The sequence below is a fragment of the Caulobacter sp. BP25 genome (assembly GCF_002737755.1).
Taxonomy (GTDB): Bacteria; Pseudomonadota; Alphaproteobacteria; order Caulobacterales; family Caulobacteraceae; genus Caulobacter.
Window position 1 is genome coordinate 30,948 of record NZ_PEGH01000004.1, and the last position, 22,860, is coordinate 53,807.

The 22,860-nt window shown below is 65.9% G+C and carries 18 protein-coding genes and 1 pseudogene; 9 read left to right on the plus strand and 10 right to left on the minus strand.

Annotated elements, in window-relative coordinates; all coding sequences use genetic code 11:
• Positions 1–169: 169 nt before the first annotated feature.
• From CSW59_RS01355 to CSW59_RS01370, 4 genes are all read left to right on the plus strand, one after another.
• The gene (locus tag CSW59_RS01355; protein WP_099442350.1) at positions 170–994 is read left to right on the plus strand and encodes a 2-keto-4-pentenoate hydratase; all 825 of its coding nucleotides are present in this window, start codon (positions 170–172) and stop codon (positions 992–994) included.
• A gap of 33 nt (positions 995–1,027) precedes the next feature.
• Positions 1,028–2,302, plus strand: a complete 1,275-nt coding sequence (locus CSW59_RS01360; RefSeq protein ID WP_099442351.1) for an MFS transporter — start codon at positions 1,028–1,030, stop codon at positions 2,300–2,302.
• Between the two features lie 126 nt (positions 2,303–2,428).
• Positions 2,429–3,472 carry an oxidoreductase gene (locus CSW59_RS01365; protein WP_099442352.1) on the plus strand — a complete coding sequence of 348 codons (1,044 nt, stop codon included), beginning with the start codon at positions 2,429–2,431 and terminating at the stop codon, positions 3,470–3,472.
• 205 nt (positions 3,473–3,677) lie between these two features.
• Positions 3,678–4,913 (plus strand): PQQ-dependent sugar dehydrogenase, encoded by a 1,236-nt coding sequence (locus CSW59_RS01370; protein ID WP_099442353.1) that lies wholly within the window; start codon positions 3,678–3,680, stop codon positions 4,911–4,913.
• A gap of 50 nt (positions 4,914–4,963) precedes the next feature.
• Here CSW59_RS01370 and CSW59_RS01375 read toward each other — a convergent pair whose 3' ends face one another.
• Complete coding sequence (locus tag CSW59_RS01375) at positions 4,964–7,843, minus strand: TonB-dependent receptor (protein ID WP_099442354.1); 2,880 nt, start codon at positions 7,841–7,843, stop codon at positions 4,964–4,966.
• Positions 7,844–8,151: 308 nt separating this feature from the next.
• Here CSW59_RS01375 and CSW59_RS01380 point away from each other — a divergent pair, with 308 nt between their 5' ends.
• Positions 8,152–8,379 carry a CsbD family protein gene (locus CSW59_RS01380; protein ID WP_236632136.1) on the plus strand — a complete coding sequence of 76 codons (228 nt, stop codon included), beginning with the start codon at positions 8,152–8,154 and terminating at the stop codon, positions 8,377–8,379.
• A gap of 8 nt (positions 8,380–8,387) precedes the next feature.
• Here the strand turns inward: CSW59_RS01380 and CSW59_RS01385 are convergent, their stop codons facing one another.
• Complete coding sequence (locus CSW59_RS01385; RefSeq protein WP_099442355.1) at positions 8,388–9,752, minus strand: cation:proton antiporter; 1,365 nt, start codon at positions 9,750–9,752, stop codon at positions 8,388–8,390.
• A 119-nt stretch (positions 9,753–9,871) separates the two neighbouring features.
• Positions 9,872–10,957 carry a prolyl aminopeptidase gene (gene pip / locus CSW59_RS01390; RefSeq protein WP_099442356.1) on the minus strand — a complete coding sequence of 362 codons (1,086 nt, stop codon included), beginning with the start codon at positions 10,955–10,957 and terminating at the stop codon, positions 9,872–9,874.
• A gap of 87 nt (positions 10,958–11,044) precedes the next feature.
• Between pip and CSW59_RS01395 the strand changes: the two genes are divergently transcribed.
• Entirely contained in the window at positions 11,045–11,353 is a 309-nt protein-coding gene (locus tag CSW59_RS01395; RefSeq protein WP_099442357.1) for a DUF1244 domain-containing protein, read from the plus strand.
• A 63-nt stretch (positions 11,354–11,416) separates the two neighbouring features.
• On the plus strand, positions 11,417–12,106 hold the full coding sequence (locus CSW59_RS01400; protein WP_099442358.1) for a hypothetical protein: 690 nt from the start codon (positions 11,417–11,419) through the stop codon (positions 12,104–12,106).
• A gap of 87 nt (positions 12,107–12,193) precedes the next feature.
• On the opposite strand, the gene CSW59_RS01405 is transcribed toward CSW59_RS01400, so the two are convergent.
• Complete coding sequence (locus tag CSW59_RS01405; RefSeq protein WP_099442359.1) at positions 12,194–13,147, minus strand: transposase; 954 nt, start codon at positions 13,145–13,147, stop codon at positions 12,194–12,196.
• A gap of 389 nt (positions 13,148–13,536) precedes the next feature.
• Between CSW59_RS01405 and CSW59_RS21080 the strand changes: the two are divergent.
• Together CSW59_RS21080 and CSW59_RS01415 are read left to right on the plus strand one after the other, a co-directional pair.
• Positions 13,537–13,686 (plus strand): annotated as a pseudogene (locus CSW59_RS21080) (hypothetical protein); the annotation flags it as partial.
• Positions 13,687–13,975: 289 nt separating this feature from the next.
• Positions 13,976–14,305, plus strand: a complete 330-nt coding sequence (locus tag CSW59_RS01415; RefSeq protein WP_099442361.1) for a hypothetical protein — start codon at positions 13,976–13,978, stop codon at positions 14,303–14,305.
• Here the strand turns inward: CSW59_RS01415 and CSW59_RS01420 are convergent.
• The 6 genes from CSW59_RS01420 to uxaC all read right to left on the minus strand — a co-directional run bounded on the left by CSW59_RS01420 (position 14,302) and on the right by uxaC (position 22,788).
• On the minus strand, positions 14,302–15,408 hold the full coding sequence (locus CSW59_RS01420; RefSeq protein ID WP_099442362.1) for a sugar kinase: 1,107 nt from the start codon (positions 15,406–15,408) through the stop codon (positions 14,302–14,304). The genes CSW59_RS01415 and CSW59_RS01420 overlap by 4 nt on opposite strands.
• A gap of 6 nt (positions 15,409–15,414) precedes the next feature.
• Positions 15,415–16,089 carry a bifunctional 4-hydroxy-2-oxoglutarate aldolase/2-dehydro-3-deoxy-phosphogluconate aldolase gene (locus CSW59_RS01425; RefSeq protein ID WP_013078701.1) on the minus strand — a complete coding sequence of 225 codons (675 nt, stop codon included), beginning with the start codon at positions 16,087–16,089 and terminating at the stop codon, positions 15,415–15,417.
• Between the two features lie 561 nt (positions 16,090–16,650).
• Positions 16,651–19,380 carry a phosphoenolpyruvate carboxylase gene (ppc, locus tag CSW59_RS01435; RefSeq protein WP_099442363.1) on the minus strand — a complete coding sequence of 910 codons (2,730 nt, stop codon included), beginning with the start codon at positions 19,378–19,380 and terminating at the stop codon, positions 16,651–16,653.
• A 174-nt stretch (positions 19,381–19,554) separates the two neighbouring features.
• A complete protein-coding gene (gene kduD / locus CSW59_RS01440; protein WP_099442364.1) occupies positions 19,555–20,310 on the minus strand; it encodes a 2-dehydro-3-deoxy-D-gluconate 5-dehydrogenase KduD in 756 nt (251 codons plus the stop codon).
• A 147-nt stretch (positions 20,311–20,457) separates the two neighbouring features.
• Positions 20,458–21,300 carry a 5-dehydro-4-deoxy-D-glucuronate isomerase gene (gene kduI, locus CSW59_RS01445; RefSeq protein ID WP_099442365.1) on the minus strand — a complete coding sequence of 281 codons (843 nt, stop codon included), beginning with the start codon at positions 21,298–21,300 and terminating at the stop codon, positions 20,458–20,460.
• Between the two features lie 24 nt (positions 21,301–21,324).
• Positions 21,325–22,788: a glucuronate isomerase gene (gene uxaC / locus CSW59_RS01450; protein WP_099442366.1), complete on the minus strand. Its 1,464-nt coding sequence runs from the start codon at positions 22,786–22,788 to the stop codon at positions 21,325–21,327.
• Between the last annotated feature and the right edge of the window lie 72 nt (positions 22,789–22,860).

The window sequence follows — 22,860 nt, forward strand, 5'->3', positions numbered from 1 at the left end:
AATTCTCGGCGACGCTATACGCGCTGTCGCCAGTGTCAAGCCGTGCGCGGCTGGTCCCCTTTCGCCGCTGGAGCTTCACCGCCTCATTGTCAATGACACCGGTTTCCACTAGACACTTCGCAAACCCGCCAAGTCGGGATTGAGCCGAATTCTAGGGAGGATCCACGGCGTGACCGTTTCTGAGGCCCATAGCGAGGCGTTCGCCCCCGAGGCCATTGCTCCCCAGTTCGTAAAGGCCCGTCAGGAAGGGGTTTCAGTGCCCGGCTATCCGGGTGACGTGATTCCCGCGACCATGGCCGACGGCTACGCGGTGCAGGACATCGCCATCGACCTGTGGCCCGACGAACTGGTCGGCTGGAAGGTGGGCCTTGTGCCGCCGCAGCACCGCGAACGCCTGGGCGCCGAACGCCTGGCCGGCTGCATCTTCAAGTCCAAGGTCCAGCAGGCAAATACCGACGGTCAGCCCAACGCGTTTCGCGCCATCGAGGGCGGCTTCTGCGCCGTCGAGGCCGAGTTCATCATCCGCCTGGGCCAGGACGCTCCGGCCGACAAAACCCAATGGACCGCCGAGGAAGCCGCCGACTATGTGGGCGAGCTCCTGGTCGGCGTTGAGATCGCGGGCAGCCCGCTGAAGACCATCAACGCCCTGGGCCCGACGGTCGTGGCCTCGGACTTCGGCAACAATGATGGTCAGATCATTGGTCAGGCCATTTCCAACTGGCGCGACATCGCCTGGGAGGATATGCCCGTCGAGACCATCATCAACGGCAAGTCGGTGGGCACGGCCACTGCGGCGACCATTCCAGGCTCGCCGCTGGCGGCGCTGGCCTTCCTGCTGGGCGTGGTCGCCGCGCGCGGCAAGCCCCTAAAGAAGGGCATGATCGTCACGACCGGCGCCACCACCGGCATCCATGACGTGGCCGCCGGTGATGTCGCCCACATCAGTTTTGGACCGTTTGGTAGCGTCGATTGCGTCGCTGTTCCGGCCAAATAGAAAAAATAGAAGCCAGGGAAGGAGAACGTGTCGATGGATATTCCAAAGCCGCCAGAGCCGTCGGAAAAGATCGGCCGATACCGCTGGGTGATCGTCACCCTGCTGTTCTTTGCGATGGTCATCAACTACGTTGATCGTCAGACGATCGGCTTCCTGAAGCACGACCTCTCCCTGGAGTTTGGTTGGAGCGAAAAAGACTACGCCGACCTCGTCTTCTATTTTCAGCTCTCCTACGCCGTGGCCTACCTCGTCTGGGGTAAGATCATGGACAAGATCGGGGCCCGCTGGGGCTTCGGCATCGCCTTCCTGATCTGGCAAGTCGCTCACATCGCCCACGCCGGCGCGCGCGGCCTGACTGGCTTTATCATCGCCCGCATGGCCCTGGGCGTCGGCGAAGCCGGCGGCTTCCCGGGCGGTATCAAGGCCGTGACCGAGTGGTTCCCCAAGAAGGAACGCGCCTTCGCCACCGGCATCTTCAACGCCGGCACCAACATCGGCGCGATCGTGACCCCCCTGGTGGTTCCCGCGATCGTGCTGACGTGGGGCTGGCAGATGGCCTTCATCGTCACCGGCGTGGCGGGTCTGATCTGGCTGCCGATCTGGCTTCTGATCTATCGCAACCCGCGCGAGACCAAGAACCTCTCGGCCGCTGAACTGGCCCACATCGAGCAGGATCCGGCCGATCCGGTCGAGAAGATCGCCTGGACCAAGCTGCTGACCAAGCGCGAGACCTGGGCCTACGCCCTGGGCAAATTCCTGATCGACCCGATCTGGTGGATGTTCCTGTTCTGGCTGCCGGACTTCCTGGGCAAGCGCTATGGCCTGGATCTCAAGACCTTCGGCCCGCCGATCGTCGCCATCTATCTGCTGTCGGACGTCGGCAGCGTCGGCGGCGGCTGGCTGTCCTCGCGGCTGCTGAAAAACGGCGCCTCGATCAACAAGGCCCGCAAGCTGACCATGCTGGTCTGCGCCCTGCTGGCCGTGCCGGTGATGTTCGCCTCCTACGCGGACTCCGTCTGGCTGGCCGTGCTGATCATCGGCGTCGCCACCGCCGCCCACCAGGGCTTCTCGGCCAATCTCTACACCCTGCCCTCGGACGTGTTCCCGCGCGGCGCCGTCGGCTCGGTCGTCGGCATTGGCGGCATGCTGGGCGCCTTTGGCGGCATGGTGTTCTCGAAGTACATCGGCGGCGTGCTGGAGAGCATCGGCACCTACACGCCGATCTTCATCGTCGCCGGCAGCGCCTATCTGATCGCCCTTCTGGTCGTCCACCTGCTGACGCCCAAGATGGAGCCGGTGAAGATCTAGAGCGCGTTAGGTTTAAGTGTGAGCGGTTAGACCGCTCGAACGCGCTCAGAGAAATAAGCCGCGCTTCACGCGAAAGCGATCTGGGCCGGGGAGCAATCCCCGGCCCTTTTCGTTTACAGCTTCGCCATGCCCCACTCGCGCATCCTCAACGTCGCCCTGGTCGGATACGGCTATGTCGGCAAGATCTTCCACGCCCCGCTGATCGCCGCCACGCCGGGCTTGAGCCTAGCCACCGTGGTCTCGAGCGACCCCGCCAAGGTGGCCGCCGACCATCCGGACGTCCGCGTCGTCGCCGAGCTCGAAAGCGCTCTCGCCGATCCAGCCATCGACCTCGTGGTCATCGCCACGCCCAACGCCCTGCACGCCCCCCAGGCGATCGCCGCGCTGGAGGCCGGCAAGGCGGTGGTGGTCGACAAGCCCCTCGCCCTGACCGCCGCAGAAGCCAGGACCATGACCGAGGCGGCCGCCCGGGCCGGAGCCCTGCTGACGGCGTTTCACAATCGCCGCTGGGATAGCGACTTCCTGACCCTCAAGCGTCTGATCGCCGAGGGAACTTTGGGCCAGATCGCCCAGTACGAGAGCCACTTCGATCGCTTCCGCCCGGTCGTCCGCGACCGCTGGCGCGAGCGATCGGGTCCGGGCGCCGGCGTCTGGATGGACCTGGGCCCGCATCTGCTGGACCAGGCGCTCATATTGTTCGGCGAACCGCTGGCGATCGCCGCCGACATCGGAATTCAGCGACCCGGCGCGGGCGCCGACGACTATTTCCATGTGACGCTGCGCTATCCGACCTTGCGCGTCATCCTGCGCGCCAGCCTGCTGACCGCCGCCAGCGACCTGCGCCTAGCCGTCCACGGAACCGCCGGCAGCTTCCTCAAGCACGGCCTGGATCCGCAGGAGGCGCAATTGAAGGCCGGCATGATCCCCGGCGCGCCCGGCTATGGCCGCGACAGCCGCCACGGGGTGCTGACCACGGTCGAGAACGACGTCCAGGCCCACACCGATGTGAGCCCCGAGCCGTCGGACTACCGCGCCTTCTACGCCAGCGTCCGCGACGCCATCATCACCGGCGCGCCCTCGCCCGTGCCTATCGAGCAAGCTCTGCGGGTGATGGAGCTGATGGAGCTGGCGCGGACGGCCAGTGATCTTCGCCGCGAGGTCGCAATATAGGCGCCAAGGCCGCGATCTCCGACGTCTCGGGGCTTCCGCCGCGACCACGATCGAAGATCATTTTCGACTTGGACTTGAGCCCATGGCCAAGCCCCCCCAGATCATTAGAAGGCCCATAGTCACCGGGGGTGGATTGGCCGGGGCGCAACGAATCCGGCTGCAAGGCTCTTTCCCCCTCCCCCCACAACCGTCCTAGGCTCTCCCGATGCGCTCCACCATCCTCACCGCCTCCGCCGCCCTCGCCGCCGCCCTGGCCGCCTGCGGCCCAGCGCCCGCTCAACCGCCCGCGCCCGGCCAGACCGGCGCGCCCGTCGAGACTCGGTCGCCGAACTCGCCCGACCAAAAGCCGGCCTTCGCCAACCAGACCCGCGCGCCGGGCCTGAACTCGAACACCACGGGCCAGTACCAGGTGCTGGCCAGCGGCCTCGAGCACCCGTGGGGCCTGGCCTTCCTGCCCTCCGGCGAGATCCTGGTGACCGAGCGGGCCGGACGCCTGCGGGTCCTGTCCAAGGACGGAAAGCTCTCGCCCGCCGTCGCCGGCCTGCCGGCCGTGTTCGCCTCGGGCCAAGGCGGCCTTCTGGACGTGATCCTGGACCCGGCTTACGCGACCAATGGCCTGATCTACTGGAGCTATGCCGAGGCCGATGGCGGGGTGAACGGCACGACCGTGGCGCGCGGCAAGCTGGCGCTGGGCGCCGCGCCACGGCTGGAGAACGTCCAGGTCATCTGGCGCCAGGCGCCGAAGATGGACAGCGCCCTGCACTTTGGCGGTCGCCTGGCTTTCGCGCCCGATGGCAAGCTCTTCATCACCACCGGCGAGCGCTCGATGTTGGCCGGCCGCGTGCAGTCCCAGAACCTGGACTCCACCCTGGGCAAGGTCGTCCGGATCAACGCCGACGGCTCGATCCCCGCCGACAACCCGTTCGCGAAGACCCCGAACGCCAAGCCCGAGATCTGGTCGCTAGGCCATCGCAACATCCAGGCCGCAGCCTTGGATCCCTCGGGCCAGCTTTGGACCGTCGAGCACGGCGCGCGGGGCGGCGACGAGTTGAACCGCCCCGAGCCCGGCAAGAACTATGGCTGGCCCGTCGCCACCTATGGCGAGGAGTATTCCGGCAGGACGATCGGCGAAGGGATCACCGGCAAGGAGGGCTTGGAGCAACCGGTCTACTACTGGGATCCTGTGATCGCTCCGTCGGGCATGGCCTTCTATGAGGCCAGCCTGTTTCCAGGCCTGAAGGGCAGCCTGCTGATCGGCTCGCTGCGCGAACAGCACGTCGATCGCCTGGTGCTGAAGGACGGCAAGGTCGTGGGCGAGGAACGCCTGTTCACCGACATCGGCGGCCGCGTCCGCGACGTGCGGGTCGGCCCGGAGGGCGCGATCTACGTCGTGACTGACGAGGATGATGGCAAGCTGATCAAGATCACGCCCAAGCGGTAAACCTGAAAAGAAAGCGGGCGCACCCCAGGGCGCGCCCGCGAGGCTCCAGCCTAGAACTTGTACTGCAGGCCCAGGTTAAACTGGCGCCCCGTGTGGGTGTAGACGAAGGTGCTGTCACGATCGGAGTCGATGAACTGCCGATTGAAGCGGTCGAAGATATTCAGCCCCTCTAGCGTTAGCTTGAAGTGGTCGTTGATCTGGTACGAGGCGGCCATGTCGAACGTCAGGTTCGGCGAATAGCCCTCCAGGTCCTGCAGGGGATTGTTGGCCGGCAGGGCGACGATCGACTTGTCGCGGTACGAGGCCGAGATGCGGGCGCTGAACTTGCTGTCGTCGTAGTAGAGCGTGGCGTTGTAGGCGTTCTTCGACAGGCCGATCAGGTCGTTGGTGGTCACGCCGCCGGCCGCCAGGAAGTACTCGATCTGGCTGTCGACATAGGTGTAGTTCACCAGCGCCCCGGTGTGCCGCAGCAAGCCCGGCAGGAAGGTGAAAGCCTGCTGGTAGTTGATCTCGAAACCCTTCAGCGGTCCGCCCGGCGTGTTCAGCGGACGAGTCACCGTGATCGGCGTGTTGTCCGGATCAACGCCCGAAGAGCCCAAGAGCGCCATCGGCAGCCCCGTCTGGCGGAACGTCAGCTGCTGGGACTGGTTTTGAACATAGGTCTCGATGTCCTTGTAGAACAGGCCCACGCCCAGGATCGCGCCGGGCGCGAAGTACCATTCAGCACCGACGTCGGCGGTCCAGGCGCGGATCGGATCCAGCGTCGGATTGCCCGAGCTGATCGACGGCGTACCGGTCAGGTTCAGGCTGCCGCCCGGCGTCAGGAAGCCGAGATCGGGCCGCGAAACCGTCTTGGCGCCGGAAAAGCGCAGGACGAGATCGGGCGTGACGTCGACCGAGACGTTCAGCGACGGCAGCACGTCGTCATAGGCGTGCTCGGCGGTGACCTGCTGCGGGGTCAGGCCGATCTGATAGCCGCGCGACTCTAGTTCCGTGCGAGCGAAGCGGAAGCCGACATCGCCTCGGACCGGTACGCCCCCAATGTCGGTGCGCAGGTCGGCTTGCAGGTAGGCCGAGGTCACCTTCTCGTCGACCCGGCGGATACCGCCGTAGTTCGGAGCCAGATTGTAGAGGCCGGTCTTGCTGTAGAGGTTCTGGTTGGCGACGAACTTGTCGTAGTCGATCGTCGCCCAACTGCTCGGGAAGACGCCCGCGTCCAGGCCGTGGCCGCCAAAGCCCGTGACGACCTTGGTCAGGTTCTTCAGCTCCGCCGAAGTGAAGCTGGGGACCAGGAAATTGTTGGGCCGCTGGAAGGTCGAGGTGTCGAACGAGAACTCGTCATAGTGCCCGCCGACCTTGATGGTCAGGGCGTCGTCGACGGCCCAGGCCAGGTTCAGGTCGACCGTGCGATAGATGTTGGTCGTGAAGGTCTGGGCCAGCCGCACTTCGGCGTTCGGGGCGGCGAAGCTGTAGAGCGACGCGTCGGTGACATCGAAGCCGTGGGTGATGATCGGCTGGTCGCGGTTCTTGCGGAAGTCTATCGTCATGCTCGTGTTGGGACGCTGGAACATGATCGTCGTCGTCATCGGCTGGTCGTAGTCCGACTTCGAGTAGCCGATCAGGCCCTTGACCGTGATCCGGTCCGTCAGCTCATGCGTGCCCGCCAGGGTGTACTGCTGGAAGACGTTCTGGAACTCGTCGTGCTGAGTGTCGGAGCGGACGTCCACGCCGTCGAAGCGGGCGAAATCGACGTCATAGACCGTCTGGCCGAAGTTGACGCCCGCCGTGCGGCTGGTCCCGGCGTTGCGCAGGACCAGTTCGCGGACAGCCGTCTGCGGCTTGCCGTTCTGGCTGATCGCGCGGGCGAACGAGAAGCCCTCCAGCCAGTTCTCCTCGCGCTTGACGTCATAGTTGGAATAGAGGGCGTCGAAGCTGAGCGAGGTGCGTGAGGTCGGCTTCCACTGCAGGGCCAGGGTCGCGCCGGTGCGCTCCTGGTCGTGGTGGAAGCGGCCATAGCGCGGCAGGCGCGGGAAGAAGACGGTCGAGCGGTTGGCCTGATCAAAGACCGTTTCATTGGCGGCCGGCCTGGCGACGCCGGTGGCGCAGTTGGCGGCGTCCGTGCCGTTGGCGGCGTTAGTGGCCGGGTTCTGCGGCGTGCGGCCCACGGGCGTGCAGAAGCCGCCATCGACCGTGGCCGGGTTCCAGCCGCCCGAGCCCCACTGATCCTCCAGGAACTTGCGCTTGCTCCAGGCCAGCGACGCCTGAGCCCCGAACTGGCCCCAGGCCGTGTCCCAGCGATCGCCCAGCACGGCGGTGAACTTCGGGTCCGAGTTCTTGGACAGGTCGTTGTAGCCGGCCGAGGCGCCGATCACGAAGGTCCGCCCCTTCTGGTCCAGCGGGCGGGCCGTCTCCAGATCGACCGTCGCGCCCAGCGAGCCTTCGATCACCTCGGCCTGGGCGGTCTTGCGCACCGTAATGCCGCTGAACAGCTCCGAGGCGAAGGTATTGAAGTCAAACCCGCGACCCAGGTTCGCGCCGCGATCGCTGGTCGTCGCGCCGCTGGTCGACTGGGCTTCCATGCCGTTGATGCGGACGCGGGTGAAGGCGGGCGGCAGGCCGCGCACGGTGATCGTCCGGCCCTCGCCGGCGACGCGGGTGATCGAGACGCCCGGCACCCGCTGGATCGACTCGGCCAGATTGGCGTCAGGGAAGTCGGCGATGTCCTCAGCCTTGATGGCGTCGACCACGCCCGAGGATTGGCGCTTGACGCTCAGGGCGCTCTGCAGGCTGGCGCGGAAGCCCGTGACCACCACCTCCTCGACGGCGTTGTCCTCGACGGTTTGCGCCGACGCGCCCTGGGCGATCATCGCGCCCGCCATGGCCAGCGCGAAAAGCGAGCAGCCCGAACTCCAGCCGTGTTTGGACGACATGCGACCCTCCTGACAGGGCCGGTCTCGCCGCGCCCTCTGACGTTTCCAACCCGAGGCTCCCGGTTGATCCGGCTCAGCTCTCATTCCGTGAAATTTCCCACTTTGTGGGATAATGTCTCACAAGATAACATTATATGTCGGACAAGTTGGAGAACCGCAAGCTCCGGTTATGAGGCGGACTGACGATCGGACCAGGGTGAGCGTGACGCCGGACCATCACGGCGCCGGGGTCTGTGTCCGTCACGGCGGGATCGCTTACGGCTCCGTTTGCGTTCTAGGCGCGACGCATGAGCTTGGGAGCCTTTTCCATGACCAACCGCCTTCTTCTTCCCCTGACGTTCACCCTCGCCGTGGCGAGCCTGGCCGCCTGCGACAAGGACGCCGGCCGCAAGCAGGAGACCATCGGCAAGATCGAGTCCGGCGCGGGTGAGATTGTCGGCGATAAGGACCTCAAGGCCGAAGGCAAGAAGGACCAGGTCGCCGGCAACGTGAAGCAGGGCGAACTGAAGGACGCCGTGAAGGAGGCCAAGAAGTAGCGGGGCGCTTACACCCCCGCGCCCTTCGGAATCGCGTCCAGCTCGCCGCTAGCGCGGGCCTTCTTGCCGTAGACCACCTCGAACAGGGGGCTGGCCATCACCGTGGTGATGATGGCCATCAACACCAGCATCGAGAACAGGGTCGGGCCGATGATGCCCTTTTGCAGGCCGATATTGATGATGATCAGCTCCATCAGGCCGCGCGAGTTCATCAAGGCCCCGATGCCCATGGCGGTGGCGTGGTCCTCGCCCGTCAGGCGGGCGGCGGCGTAGCAGGCGCCCCACTTGGCCAGGATCGAGCAGGCCAGAATCCCCAGAGCGATCGCCAGCAGCTCCAGCGAGTTGACCATGTCCATCCGGGTGTTCAGGCCCGAATAGGTGAAGAACATCGGCAGCAGCAGCACCACGGCGACGGGCTCGACCTTCTTTTTCAGCTCCTCGGTCAGGCGGCCGCGCGGCATGACCACGCCCATAATGAAGCCGCCAAAGATGGCGTGGATGCCGACCGCGTCCATCAGGAAGGCCGAGACGCAGAAGGCCAGGATAACCAGGGCCAGGGCGTGGGTGCTCATCTCGCCCTCGCGCTCGACCATGCGCCCCAGGGGCGCCAGGATCTTGGGGCCCAGGGTCAGCACGAACAGCCCCCACAGAAGCCCGCCGCCGATCGCCAGGATCGCCACGCCCGGCCCGCCGCCGAAAGTGGCCAGGACCACGGCCAGCACGCACCAGGACACCGCGTCGTCAAAGGCGCCGGCGGTCAGGGACAGGGTGCCCAGGGAAGTCTTCTGCAAGCCGCGCTCATTGATGATCCGCGCCAGCATCGGAAAGGCCGTCAGCGCGATGCAGGCGCCCATGAACAGCGTCGCCGCGCCCGGCGTGATCGTCGGCGCGAACAGGCCCGGGACCTTCAGCAGGAAGGGCGTGATGATCGCGGCGATCAGGAAGGGCGCGGCGATGCCGGCGAACGACACGCTCATCGCGCTCTTGGCCTTGGCCTTGAAGTGACCTGCCTGAAAGGTCGTGCCGACCAGGAACATGTAGAGACCCACACCCAGTTGGGCGCCCACATAGAGGACGTTGCGCGTCTCCTTGGGGAACAGCGCCAGCTGGAAATTGGGGAACAGCAACCCCAGCAGCGAGGGGCCCAGGACCACGCCGGCGATCATCTCGCCCACCACCTGCGGCTGGGCCAGCAGCTTCTTGCCCAGCCACCCGAACACACGGCAGGCCAGCACGATCACGGCCAGCTGCAGGAAAAAGTGGATGGAGTAGTCACCCGGCGTATAGCTCTGGGCGGCGGCTGCCGTGGCCGGACCATGCGGCGACAGGATTTCTGACGCTGTCTTCAGCGTGTCGGCGAGCAGGTCTGGCACTGGTGTAAGCCCCCTAATAGGTCATCTTGGCTTTGCGCCTTTGACCCATGCCGACCAGAGATTGCCCGGCGGCGCAATCCCCGAACGGGATTTTTCGCGCCGCCCCTGAAACAAGACGGCTACAGCCTCGGCAGCCCGTCCATGATCGCCGTCAGGGCCAGCACCGTCTGGCCCTCCATGGCGCTGTGGCCGGCGTCGGTGATGACGTAGGTCGCCGGCGGCGTCCCCGTCTTCTCCAACGCCTCGACCAGGCGCGAGGCCTGGGTCAGCGGGCAGACCTGGTCGAAGCGGCCGTGGACGATGTGGACCGGAACGTCCTTCAACGCGCCGACGCCATCGGTGATCTCGCCTTCCTTAAGGAACAGGTCGTGGGCGAAGAAGTGGGCCTCGATCTGGGCGAAGCTCAGGGCGAATTCGGCCTCGCCGAACTTGCCCGGGTCGCTGACGGCTGGGATCATGTTCGAGATCGTCCCCTCCCACACCGACCAGGCCAGGGCCGCGCGTAGCTGCAGCGCGCGCTCGCCGTCGCTGGTCGGGACCCTATCGAAGATCGCCTTGTAGGCGCCCATCATGTCGCCGCGCTTCTCCGCCGGAATGACCTCGACGAAGGCCTTCCATTCGTCCGGATAGGCGATGTAGGCGCCGGGCTCGGTCAGGCCGTAGGGCTTGTCGGCAAAGGTCGCCGCATTGCCCTGGTACATGTAGAGCAGGTCTTCCTTGGACCCCAGGAAGATGCCGCGCAGGATCAGCGAGGCCACCTTGTCCGGATTGCGGATCGCGTAGACCAAGGCCAGGGTGCTGCCCCAGCTGCCGCCGAAGACGTGCATCTTGCCGGTGATGCCCAGCGCGTCGCGCAGGGCGTTGATGTCGGCGACCAGATCATCCGTCGTGTTGTGCGCCAGAGCCTTCTGCGGCCCATCGGCGGCGACAGTCGGGCGACTCTTGCCGCAACCCCGCTGGTCGAACAGGATCACCCGATAACGATCCGGATCGAAGAACCGCGACATCACCGGCGCGCAGGCCCCGCCCGGTCCGCCGTGCAGGAACATCACCGGCTCGCCGTCGGCGCGGCCGTATTCCTCCCAATAGAGCTCGTAGTCGGGCGCGGTGTCGACCCGCAGCCAGCCCGTACGCAGCGGCTCGCCTTGCGGATAGGTCCACTCGGTGGTGACCTTGCTGGTGGTGCGAAGTCGCGAGAAGTCCATCGTCGAATCCTGTCGAAAGAGGCCGCGCACTCTCGCGCCGAATGGTCGGAATCTCTAGGGTCGGATGACACGAGATTTGGAACGCCCATGACCATCGAGATCGAAGACCGCCACGCCGCCGCCGCGTTCCGCCGCCTAGTCGAACACCTCCAGATGCGCGCCGACGCCCAGAATATCGACCTAATGGGCTTGGCCGGCTTCTGCCGCAACTGCCTGGGCGATTGGGTCAGCGAAGCCTCGGACGGGACGGTCAGCAAGGAAGCCGCCCGCACGGCGGTGCACGGTATGCCGGCCGCCGAGTGGAAGGCCAGGCACCAGACGCCCGCCACGCCGGAGCAACTGGCGCGGATGGAGGAAAGCCTGGCGCTGAACGCCAAGCTGCGGGGCGAAGCTTAAGCGCCCCCGTTGCGAGCCTCGACCGAAGCGTGCTGATCTGCCCCCGTTCGTCCTGGGGTTTCCATGCCTGATCTATCGCGCCTGTCCGACGCCGAGCGTCGGGCCTTGCTGCTGCTGGCCCAAGGCCACACCGCCAAGAGCGCCGCCGCCCTGCTCGACACCACCGAAGCCGCTGTCAACGAGCGGCTGCGCGAGGCGCGGCGCAAGACCGGCGTCGGCAGCAGCCGCGAGCTGGCGCGCCTCGCTTCCCAAGAAACTCGTGACGAGAAAATCGGGGTGGCCGGGCGCGACGCCCATGCGGCAGTCGAACGACGTGTCCTCAACTTCTGGGCCCGCTGGCCCCTGCTTCTGGGAGTCTCCGCCTTGGTCATCATCGCCTCCGTCGTCGGAGCCGTCACCGCCCTGGCCGTCTCTGGCCAAGCCGCCCCCGACCCCGCCACACCGCCGCGCGTGGTCGCGACCTATCCGAAGCCCGGCGCCGTCGTGCCGGCGGGGGCGATCACGCTGAAGGTGACGTTCGATCGGCCGATGCAGCCGGGATGGTCCTTCACGAACCGGGACCTGGCGAGCATCCCCCCGTGCGACTGGAAGCAACCGAGCCAGTCGCCGGACCGGCGCAGCTTCTCGGTGAACTGCAAGCTTGAACCGGGCCGCGCATACTGGATCGGCTTCAACAGCGCCTACCACAAGAACTTCGCCTCGACCGAAGGCGTCCCGGCGACACCGGCGGGGCTACCGTTCTCGACGAAGTAGCGCCGACGCTCGTAAAGGGACGGGAGAAGAACCCCTCTCTCTGTGAGAGAGGGCGGGGCCCGCCGCGAAGCGGTGGGAGCAACCATGTCATTGTGCGGGTCGAGTGCGCCAGGGGCGTTGCTGACGGAGGATTAGGTTCGCCGCCTCTATGAGCTTTCGCATGATGGCGACAAGGACGAGCTTAGGAGGCTTGCCCTTTGAGCGCAGTCGTTCGGCGAAGGCCCTGAAGCCTGTATCGACGCGCTTTGCGGCCAGTGCGGCGATGTAGACAAGACGCCTGGGGCGAGAGCGCCCGCCCTGGATGAAGCGCTGGCCTTTGTGTTGGCCGCTTTCGCTGTCGAACGGCGCAACGCCGAGCAGGGCGGCGGCCTTTCCTGGCTCCAGGGCGCCAAGCTCGGGCATGCGGATCAGGACGGCGACGGCCACGACCGGCCCAAAGCCCGGCAGGCTTCGCAGCAGCGCCAGACGTTGGGCCAAGTCGGGATGAACCGCCACCAGGGCCAGGATGTCCTTAAGCAGCCGAGCCTTCAGGTTTTCCAGAGAACGGATCCGAGCCTGATAGCTGCGGATGATGTCCTTCAGCGTCACGTGCTCCAGATAGGTCTTCATCTGGGCGGCCTGATCGCTCATCTGCTCGTAGGCCGTCAGGCGCTCGGCTAGCTGGCTCAAGCGAGGATCGCTGGCGGCCCTGACCGCGTCGACCTGCGCCGTCGCCGCAGCGATCAGCGCCGCATCGAGACGGTCGTTCTTAGCCTTCATGCGCTTGAGACGCGCGAACAGCCGAACCTCCAGAGGCTGATGCATCACCACCTCTAGACCCGCAAAGCCCATGGCCTCACGCACCGCCCGTTCGTAGCCTCCGGTCGCTTCCAGCCCAACGCGCGTGACGCCGTGCGACTTCAGCCAATCCAGCAAGCTTCCGATCCCGGCCGGGCTATTGTTGATCACCAACGTCTCGCTCCGGCCATAAAGCGCCACGTCGAGGCGACCCTTCCCCACATCAATCCCGGCGATGATCGTGTTAAGCTTACACCGTTCCATGTCCCGTCCTTGTGCTTGCGGACCCTGTCGTCCCTGCAACCATCCGGGTCTTGAAACGTCGACGAGGGCCCAGCTCCCACGCAGCCCCTAACGGCTCAGGGTGAAACGGCCTCTCTCCGACCGTCCGCCTGGCGCGCCAACGCCGGGCGGACCTTCCGGACACCCACGCCTAACATCCCATCGGCAAACAAGGGTGAGAGGTTACTGGGCGAGCAGGAAATCCTCAGCGCCTTCAATAGCTTTCCCACGCACCACCGTATCCGGAAAGGGTGAACCCACTCACCCTCCCATGCTGCGCATGGGCCCCTCCCTCTCTCCAAGAGAGAGGGATTTTATGGGCGTTCAACGAGCGTTCGGCCAATCTCCTCCACCCCCTCCAAAACCGCCGTATCCTGTTTCCACCTCGAAGCACTGGGGAGGGCGCGCGGCCAGCGACCTTCGCGGCTTTGGGGGGCGGTCGAGCGGGGACAGGTTCGAGGGGGATACTCGAACGGTCCGGGGATCTGGTTGCTGGCCAGACCCGCCCGCCGTCGGCGTGGTTGGAGGCAAAGGGCGTGTTTGGCTGAAGGCCCGTCCTCTTCGACCGCTAGGCCTCTCGGAAACGGGAGGTCTAGGTCCCGGTAAGGCCTGAACAGGGCCACCCGACGGGACGCTGATGGAAAACGATCGCGCGAGGCGCCTAGCTTCGTCGAAACGGTAACTACTACTCACACTCCGGACGAACGTCCGGCGCCTCGCATCCCTCCCCGATCCCGGCGTTTCCGCGTCGGGCCGATTTCGCGCGCCCTCCCCCTGGATGGGGGAAGGGAGCTTGTGGGAGAGACCCTCATGCCCCTGCCCAGAAAGCCACGCCTCAAGCGCTCCACCGGCGGCACCCGCGCCAGCCGGCGTTTCATCCGAGACAAGGCTCGTCTGAAAGCCATGCTCATGGCCCGGTTCATCGCGCTTCACGACCAGATCGAACGACGCAAGCAATACACCTATCGCGGCGCGTACGGCGCGATCAGCTACTTCAAGCCCGGGGAGCCCATTCCGCCGGGCTACCAGAAGGTCGAGTACGACGAGGACGGCAACGAAACCCCGCCCTACGTCAAAGAAAAAGTCCCCGGCCTTGCGACCGAGGACTTCTCCTTGTTCTTCAGGGAACGAGAGCTTTAGCGGATGACCCGCGCGCCCTTGCCCTTCATCACGGCCTCGACCTCGGCGGCCTTCACCATCGAGGTGTCGCCGGGGGTAGTCATGGCCAGAGCGCCGTGAGCCGCGCCGTACTCGACGGCGGCCTGCGGGCCCTTGCCTTCCATGAAGCCATAGGCCAGGCCCGAGGCGAAGCCGTCGCCGCCGCCGACGCGGTCGTAGATTTCCAGGTTCTCGCGCATCATCGAGGCGTAGAACTGGCCGCCGGCGTACAGGATCGCCGACCAGTCGTTGACCGAGGCGGTCTTGGCGTTGCGCAGCGTGGTCGCGGCGACCTTGAAGTTCGGGAACTGCTTCACGGCCGTCTCGATCATCTTCTTGAAGTTGGCCGGGTCGATCGAGCTGATGTGCTCGTCCAGGCCTTCCACTTCGAAGCCGAGGCAGGCGGTGAAGTCTTCCTCGTTGCCGATCATCACGTCGACATACTGGGCGATGTGACGGTTGACCTTCTGAGCGCCTTCCTTGCCGCCCTGCGACTTCCACAGGCTGGCGCGGTAGTTCAGGTCGTAGGACACCACGGTGCCGTACTTGCGGGCCACTTCCACGGCCTCGATCACGGCCTCGGCGGTGTTGCTGGCCAGGGCCGCGAAGATGCCGCCGGTGTGGAACCAGCGCACGCCTTCTTCGCCAAACAGCTTTTCCCAGTTCACTTCACCCGGGCGGATCTGCGAGGCGGCCGAGTGACCACGGTCCGAGCAGCCCAGGGCCGGACGAACGCCGAAGCCTTTTTCGGTGAAGTTCAGGCCAACGCGCGTGTTGCGGCCCAGGCCGTCGAAGTCGCGCCAGATGACGTGCGACTGGTCGACGCCGCCTTGCATCATCAGGTCTTCGACCAGCCAGCCCAGGTCGTTGTTCGGCAGGGCCGTGACGACGGTCGAGCGCTTGCCCCAGCACTTCTTGAAGGCGCGAGCGACGTTGTACTCGCCGCCGCCTTCCCAGACGTTGAACTGGCGGGCGTTGCGCACCCGGCCAAAGCCCGGGTCGAAGCGCAGCATCACTTCACCGAAGGACGCGCAGTCCCACTTGGTTTCCGAAGCCGGGCGGATGTTCAGGATATTGTCGGTCATTTGGTCTTAGGCCTTCCCACGAACCTTCTTGATCAGATCGACGGTCTCGCGGACCTTCTTGGAGATGCCCGCGTAGTCCTTGGCGTCCAGCAGCTCTTGCGTGATCAGCTTGGAGCCCATGCCGGCGGCGACGATGCCCGCGCCGAACCACTTCTTCACCGAGGCCTCGTCCGGATCGACGCCGCCCGTCGGCATGATGCGGGTCCAGGGCATCGGGCCCAGCACCGCCTTGACGAAATCGGGACCGCCGACCGACGACCCCGGGAACACCTTGACGATCTCGCAGCCCAGCTCTTCGGCGTACGAGATTTCCGAGGCCGAGCCGCAGCCCGGCGAGTACGGGATCTTGCGACGGTTGCAGACCTTGGCGACGTCGGCGTTCAGGATCGGGCCGACGACGAACTTGGCGCCGTTGGCGATGTAGATGCCGGCGGTGGGCGCATCGACGATCGAGCCCACGCCCATGATCACGCGCGGATCGGCCTTATCGAAGTAGCGGGTGACTTCGTAGAAGACGTGGCTGGCGAAATCGCCGCGATTGGTGAACTCGATGCAGGGCGCACCGCCGTCGGCGCAGGCCTGGATCACGTTCTTACAGACCTCGACGTCGGGGTGGTAGAACACCGGGATCACGCCCTGGTCCATCAGAGCGGTCAGCACCGCCATACGGTCTTTCACCATCGTAAACTCCTTCCCGAAGGCTCGTTCTTGCGCGGCGCGCCGGAAAGACGACCGCGTGAGCAAAATTTAGCCGATGCCGGCTCAGGGCGTTCCCTTAGACCGCGTTGGCCGCGCGCGCCATATCAGGCTTGCCGCAACGTCAAACTAAAGGAGGGCTCGCGGGGGCCAAGCCTTCGGGCTCGCCACGCGCGCGAAAGTCACTGGTCGTCGTTTCCTTCCCCGAACCTTCCATATCGCCTCCCCTCGCTCCGCTCCCGACGCAAAAGTGAGGGCGCCGGTATGACCCGACGCCCCGGAGTTTGCGCAGGAGCGAGCTCAAAGAGCCGCAAACGAGACGGACCGACCATGACGTCGAGCCGAAACGTATGACACCGGTGTCACTCCAAGGAGGGGAACTGGCCAAGCCACTTCGCTACCGGTGTCATACTCAGATAAACAGAAAGCCGCGAGGAGCGCAAGCGGCGCAAGCATCGGTTTTGGCGATGAGCAACCGCTTGAAAACGAAAGACTTTGCAGGGGTGAAAGAACGACGATCGCGCCCGTCCTTCCCAGCCAAGGAAATCACCCCGTGTTGCGCAGGCCCGCCGCAATGCCGGCCACGGTCAGCTGGATCGCCAGACGCAGCTCCTCGTTCTGGTCCCCCGCGCGGCGGCGCGATAGCAGCTCAAGCTGCAGGTGGTTCAGCGGATCGACGACACGGCCCGCCAGAGTCACGGACTCGGCGAGATCGGGCTGGTTGTCGAGCAGGCTGGTCCCGCCGCGGATTGCCAGGGCCAGCTCGGTCGCCCGCTCGTGTTCGCGCCGGATGGTTGCGAAGATTCGCTCGGCGTTGGCCTTGTCCGGCGACAGATCGACATACCGCGAGGCGATCGGCATGTGGCTCTGGGCGAGCGCCAGCTCCATGTTCGACAGCAGCGAGGCGAAGAAGTCGAAGCCGCCGGCCAGGTCGCGCAGCTGCTCGACCGACAGGCCGGCCCGGTCGACGCCCGCGGCGAAGCCGTACCAGCCCGGCAGCATGAACCGCGACTGCGACCAGCTGAACACCCACGGGATGGCCCGCAGGTCCTCGATCTTGCGGCTAGCGGTCCGGCTGGCCGGACGGCTGCCGATGTTGAGGCCGACGATCTCGCTGATCGGGGTGACCGACCAGAAGAAATCCTCAAAGGCCGGATCGTCGTACACCAGGGCGCGGAAGCCGTGGAACGAGGCCTCGGCCAGGGCGGTCATGGCCGCCTCGGTCTTGGGATCGGGCTTCACGACCGGACGGTCGCTGGACATCAGCACGGCGGCGGCCAGGCCGTCGAGGTTGCGGCGGGCGGTGGGCTGGTCGCCAAAGCGGCGGGCGATCATCTCGCCCTGCTCGGTCATGCGGATACGGCCCTGCACGGTGCCGGCCGGCTGGGCCAGGACCGCCTCGGCGGCCGGTCCCCCGCCCCGTCCGACGCTGCCACCGCGGCCGTGGAACAGCTGCAAACCGACGCCCATCCGGTCGGCCTCGCGCGCCAGGGCCGAGGCCCCGACCGCGACGCCGCGCCGGCTGGCGACATACCCGCCATCCTTATTGCTGTCGGAGTAGCCGAGCATGATCTCCTGCACCGGCCGGTCGCCCAGGATCGAGCGAGCCAGCGGCAGCTCCAGCCACTGGCGCAGAACGGCCGGACCGTTCTCGAGGTCGCCGATGGTCTCGAACAGCGGCGCGACCTTGACCGAGGCGCGCGGCGCCGCGCCGCCCCAGACCAGACCGACCTGCTTGAGCAAAACCAGCGGCTCAAGGATGTCGGACAGGGTCGCCGACTTCGAGATGATGTACGCCCCCAGGCACCCGTGGCCGTAATCGCGCACCGCCTTGGCGGCGGCGGTCATCGTGGCCAGCTCCCGAGTCGTCTCCTCGCTATAGGCCGTGAACGGCGAGACCAGCGGCCGCTGGTGCGACAACTCCTCGATCAGCAGCTTGCAGCGGGCGTCTTCGTCGAGCTTCAGGTAGCGAACACCAGAGCCGGCGCGCTCGTAGAGCTCGTGCACCGTGCGCTCGTGAACGTCGGCGTTCTGGCGCAGGTCCAGGCTCATCAGGTGGAAGCCGCAGGCCTTGGCGACCTCGACCAGGGTGCGCAGGGCCGAGCCCACGAGGCGCTCGCCGCCGTTGCGCTCCAGGCTGTCGATGATCACCGACAGATCCGCGACGAAAGCGTCCGGATGGGCGTAGGGCTGGACGTCGGTGTCGCCGTTGGCGAAGGCGACAGGCTGGCCGGTCAACTTCTGCGACACGGCCGTCAGGCGGTCGAAGATCAGCTCCAGCGCCAAGCGATAGGGCTCGTCCTGGCGGTGGATCGACGGGTCCTTGGCCTGGGCGGCCAGGGCCATCAGCTCCTCGGAGACCGGCGTATAGGCCGTCGAGACCGCCAGGTTCGACCACAGCTTACGCACCTCACCGGCGTACCAGTCGAGGATCACGCGGGACTGGCTGGCGAAGGCCAGCTTCAGGGTCTCGCCATTGACGCCCGGGTGGCCGTCGCGGTCGCCGCCCAACCACGAGCCCATCTTCAGCAGCGGCGCCAGATGACCGTGCTGGCCTATCTTGCCCGTCCAATCGCCATAGAGGTCGATGATCGCCGGCAGGATCGAGGTGCGGACGATCGAGAGCGCGTTGCGGATCTCGTCCTTCACGGTGATCCGCTCTGGCCGGTAGAGGCGCGTGCGCCACATCAGGGCGATCTCGCGGAACAGGCCCTCGCGGATCTCGGCGTCCAGCTCCGGCGGCAGGTGATGGCGGCGCAGCGCCATCAGGCGGGAGATTTCGGTCTCGCGGTCGACCATGCTGCGACGGCGCACCTCGGTCGGGTGCGCGGTCAGCACCGGCACGACGTTCATCGCCGCGAAGGTCTTGGCCAGCGCCTCGTCCGTCTTGCCCTGGCTCTTCAGCAGCTTGACCGCGTCGACCAGGGTGCGGGGGCGCTCGTCGCCCGGCTGGGCGTCGACCTCGGCATGGCGACGGCGGCCGGCGACGTCCTCGCCGATATTGGCCAGCAGCGAGTGACTGGCGAAGGCGCGAGCCAGGAACACGGCCTGGTCGGTCGAAAGATCGGAGAACAGGCGGTCCAGGACCGGCGCGTCGCCGTTGGCGACATCTTCGTGAGAAGCGACCTTGCGCGCTCGGGCCACCAGGGCGGCGGCCTCCTCGCCTTCCAGATAGGCGATCGCCTCGGCCAAGAGATCGCTCAGCAGATGAGCGTTCTTGCGAACGTGTTGGCTGGTGGGACGATCGACGTCGATCGACAGGGCCGGGTTGCGCATGCGCGGACTCCGAGGACCCCCAGCGATGGGATCCTATGCAGGCAAGAGGTTCGAGGGCGCGTCACGACGGGGAGGCCTGACGCAAGGGCGCCCTCTAGCCTTGTTCACCAGGCGAGAAAACCCGCTCAGCACAATGGTTGCGCTACCATTGTGCATTTGCGTGTTTTTATTTCGTCAGCGGGCCAACCAGCCACCATCCACGGGCAGAGTAATCCCCTGGACGTAGTCCGAGGCCGACGAGGCCAGGAACACGGCCGCGCCGCCGATGTCCTCCGGACGTCCCCAGCGGGCTGCCGGGATACGCGCCAGGATGGCGGCGTTGCGGTCTTGATCGGCGCGAAGGGCTTCGGTGTTATTCGTATCGAAATAGCCCGGTGCGATGGCGTTGACGTTGATCCCCTTGGTCGCCCACTCGTTGGCCAGGATCTTGGTCAGGCCCGCCAGGCCCGATTTGGCGGCCGTGTAGGACGGCACCCGGATGCCGCCCTGGAACGAGAGCAAGGACGCGATGTTGATCACCTTGCCGCCACCCTGCTTCAGGGCCTGCTTGGCGAAGGCCTGGGTCAGGAAAAAGACGACCTTGAGGTTGGTGTCCATCACCGCGTCCCAGTCGGCTTCGCTGAACTCGATCGAGTCCGCGCGACGGATGATGCCGGCGTTATTGACCAGGATGTCGGCCTTGCCGAACGCGGCGACAGTCTCGTCGACCACGCGCTGGACGGGCTCGATCGAGCCGAAGTCGGCCTTGATCGACAGGAACTTGCGGCCGAGAGCCTCAACGGCCTTCTGGGTTTCGGTCGGCTCGCTGCGGCCCGCAGCGGCGATGTCCGCGCCGGCGGCGGCGAGCGCGATGGCGATCCCCTGCCCGATCCCGGTGTTGGCGCCGGTGACGAGCGCGACCTTGCCTTCGAGGCTGAACGGATTGGCCATGGTGAGAAGCTTCCCTTAGAGATTGTCATCCCGGACGCCCCGAAGGGTCGATCCGAGACCACCGGAAGCGCGAGCGCCTTGGGCGGTCCCGGGTCTACGCCACGCTTCGCCCGGGATGACAAGCGAAGCGCGCGTGAGCTTTCGGCCCTACTTCAGCTGGCAGATGTCCAGCACATTCATGTCGGTGTAGTCGAGGTTCTCGCCGCCCATCGCCCAGATGAAAGTGTAGTTGGCGGTACCCGAGCCCATGTGGATCGACCACGGCGGGCTCATCACGGCTTCTTCGTTGGCGATCACGATGTGACGCATCTCGTCCGGCTCGCCCATGTAGTGGAAGACCCGGTCGTTCTCGCCCAGGCCGAAGTAGAAATAGGCTTCCGACCGGCGGTCGTGCAGGTGGGGCGGCATGGTGTTCCAGACGCTGCCCGGCTTCAGCACCGTCATGCCCAGCAGCAGCTGGGCCGACTTGCAGGTGGTCGGCACGATGTACTGATAGATCGTGCGCTCGTTGGAGGTCTCCAGCGCGCCGCGCTCAAGAGCGACGGCGTTCGCGAAGGCCAGCTTCTTGGTTTCGAACGCGGCGTGGGCCGGCAGGCTGACCAGGTAGAAGCGCGCAGCTTCGCCGTTCAGACCTTCAAAGGTGACTTCCTTGGCGCCCATGGTGACGTAAAGGCCATCGCGCGGCACGATCTCATAGGCGACACCGTCGACGGTGATCTTGCCGGTGGTCTCGCCAACATTGATCACGCCCAGCTCGCGGCGCTCCAGAAAAGGGTGGCCAGCGGCCGAGGCGGGTTCGGTCTGGTCGGGCAGCTTGATCGGGCTGGTGGCCACGACGCCGCCGACGACGAAACGTTCGGCGTGGTTGTAGGTCAGAACGATCTGGCCGTCCTGGAACAGGTCCTGCATCAGATAGCGGTCGCGCAGGTCGTCGTTGCTGACCGCGAACATCATGTCCGGATGGGTGGCGTGATAGGTCTTGGCGAACATCGGGAAGTCTCCGGAAGAGCGTTCTTATTCGGCAGCGGCGCGCAGCGCGGCCGGGCGAGCCCAGTCCGGACGCTGATCAAGCTTGTAGGCCTTCTTAGGCAGGTTGTACGTCAGATCGACGATCAGCTCCTCGGCCTCGACAAGATCCATGCGGTGCTCGGCGACCATGCGGGCCAGGAAGGTGCTGTCGACGCGGCGGGCCACATCGTGGCGGGCCGGGATCGACAGGAAGGCGCGGGTGTCGTCGTTGAAGCCGACGGTGTTGTAGAAGCCAGCGGTCTCGGTGACTTGCTCGCGGAAGCGCATCATGCCTTCCGGGCTGTCGTGGAACCACCAGGACGGGCCGAGCTTCAGCACCGGATAGTGCCCAGCCAGCGGGGCCAGTTCGCGGCTGTAGGTCGTCTCATCCAGCGTGAACAGGATGATCGACAGGCGCGGATCATTGCCCAGACGGGTCAGCAGCGGCTTGAGCGCGTCCACGTACTCGGTGCGCATCGGGATGTCGGCGCCCTTGTCGCGGCCGTGCGAGTTCAGAAGGCCGACATTGTGGTTGCGGTGCGAGCCGGGGTGGATCTGCATGACCAGCCCGTCGTCCAGGCTCATCTTGGCCATCTCAGTCAGCATCTGGGCCCGGAACAGCTCGGCCTTTTCCGGCGTGACATTGCCCTTCACCAGGTCGGCGAACAGGGCTTCGGCCTCGATCTCACTGAGGTCGGCCGTGGCCGCCGTCGGGTGACCATGGTCGGACGAGGTCGCGCCGGCCTCGATGAAGGCCTGGCGGCGCAGGCGGTGCGCCTCAAGATAGGACTTCCAGCTGTAGACGTCCTTGCCGGACACTTCCGCGAAGCGCTCGAAGGCGCGCGGGCTGCGCTCGTCCTCGAAGTCGATGACCGCGTCCGGACGATAGGCGGTGATGACGTGGCCGCCCCACCCGCTCTCGCGGATCGCCTTGTGGTGATCAAGGCTCTCGTGCGGCCCCTCGGTGGTGGCGAGGGTCTCGATGTTGAAACGGTCGAACAGGGCGCGCGGACGATAGGCGTCGGTCGCCAGGGCCTCGGTGATGCGGTCGTAATAGGCGTCCGAGTTCGAGGCTTCGAGGAACTCAGTGAAGCCGAACACCTGGCTGAACACATGGTTCAACCACACCCACGAGGGCGTCCCGCGGAAGAGGTGGAAGTTCGACGCGAACAAGCGCCAGGCCTCGCGCGGATCGGTGGCGGGGATGCCAGCCTTGGAGCGCACCTTCAGGGCATCGAGGCTGATCCCCTGACTGTAGAGCATGCGGAAAAGATAATGGTCCGGGGCCAGCAGAAGATCGGTGGCGTCCTGGAAAGGCGCGTTGGTCGCGAACCAGCTGGGATCGGTGTGGCCGTGCGGGCTGATGATCGGCAGGTCCTTGACCATGCCGTAAAGACCGCGCGCGTAGGACCGGGTGGCGGGATCGGCCGGAAACAGCCGATCGTCATGGAAATTCAGAGGCCTGGGCATGGCTTAATGTCTGCTCCCTGTCTCACCGGCGACTTCGCGACGGGTCGCTTGGGCCCGCTTGGTAACCGGTGT

Excerpts from the sequence above, each read along its gene's own strand:
- CSW59_RS01360 (WP_099442351.1), top strand. The coding sequence starts at position 1,028 with ATGGATATTCCAAAGCCGCCAGAGCCGTCGGAAAAGATCGGCCGATAC.
- CSW59_RS01365 (WP_099442352.1), top strand. The coding sequence starts at position 2,429 with ATGCCCCACTCGCGCATCCTCAACGTCGCCCTGGTCGGATACGGCTAT.
- CSW59_RS01370 (WP_099442353.1), top strand. The coding sequence starts at position 3,678 with ATGCGCTCCACCATCCTCACCGCCTCCGCCGCCCTCGCCGCCGCCCTG.
- CSW59_RS01375 (WP_099442354.1), bottom strand. The coding sequence starts at position 7,843 with ATGTCGTCCAAACACGGCTGGAGTTCGGGCTGCTCGCTTTTCGCGCTG.
- CSW59_RS01380 (WP_236632136.1), top strand. The coding sequence starts at position 8,152 with ATGACCAACCGCCTTCTTCTTCCCCTGACGTTCACCCTCGCCGTGGCG.
- pip (WP_099442356.1), bottom strand. The coding sequence starts at position 10,957 with ATGGACTTCTCGCGACTTCGCACCACCAGCAAGGTCACCACCGAGTGG.
- CSW59_RS01395 (WP_099442357.1), top strand. The coding sequence starts at position 11,045 with ATGACCATCGAGATCGAAGACCGCCACGCCGCCGCCGCGTTCCGCCGC.
- CSW59_RS01400 (WP_099442358.1), top strand. The coding sequence starts at position 11,417 with ATGCCTGATCTATCGCGCCTGTCCGACGCCGAGCGTCGGGCCTTGCTG.
- CSW59_RS01405 (WP_099442359.1), bottom strand. The coding sequence starts at position 13,147 with ATGGAACGGTGTAAGCTTAACACGATCATCGCCGGGATTGATGTGGGG.
- CSW59_RS01415 (WP_099442361.1), top strand. The coding sequence starts at position 13,976 with ATGCCCCTGCCCAGAAAGCCACGCCTCAAGCGCTCCACCGGCGGCACC.
- CSW59_RS01420 (WP_099442362.1), bottom strand. The coding sequence starts at position 15,408 with ATGACCGACAATATCCTGAACATCCGCCCGGCTTCGGAAACCAAGTGG.
- CSW59_RS01425 (WP_013078701.1), bottom strand. The coding sequence starts at position 16,089 with ATGGTGAAAGACCGTATGGCGGTGCTGACCGCTCTGATGGACCAGGGC.
- ppc (WP_099442363.1), bottom strand. The coding sequence starts at position 19,380 with ATGCGCAACCCGGCCCTGTCGATCGACGTCGATCGTCCCACCAGCCAA.
- kduD (WP_099442364.1), bottom strand. The coding sequence starts at position 20,310 with ATGGCCAATCCGTTCAGCCTCGAAGGCAAGGTCGCGCTCGTCACCGGC.
- kduI (WP_099442365.1), bottom strand. The coding sequence starts at position 21,300 with ATGTTCGCCAAGACCTATCACGCCACCCATCCGGACATGATGTTCGCG.
- uxaC (WP_099442366.1), bottom strand. The coding sequence starts at position 22,788 with ATGCCCAGGCCTCTGAATTTCCATGACGATCGGCTGTTTCCGGCCGAT.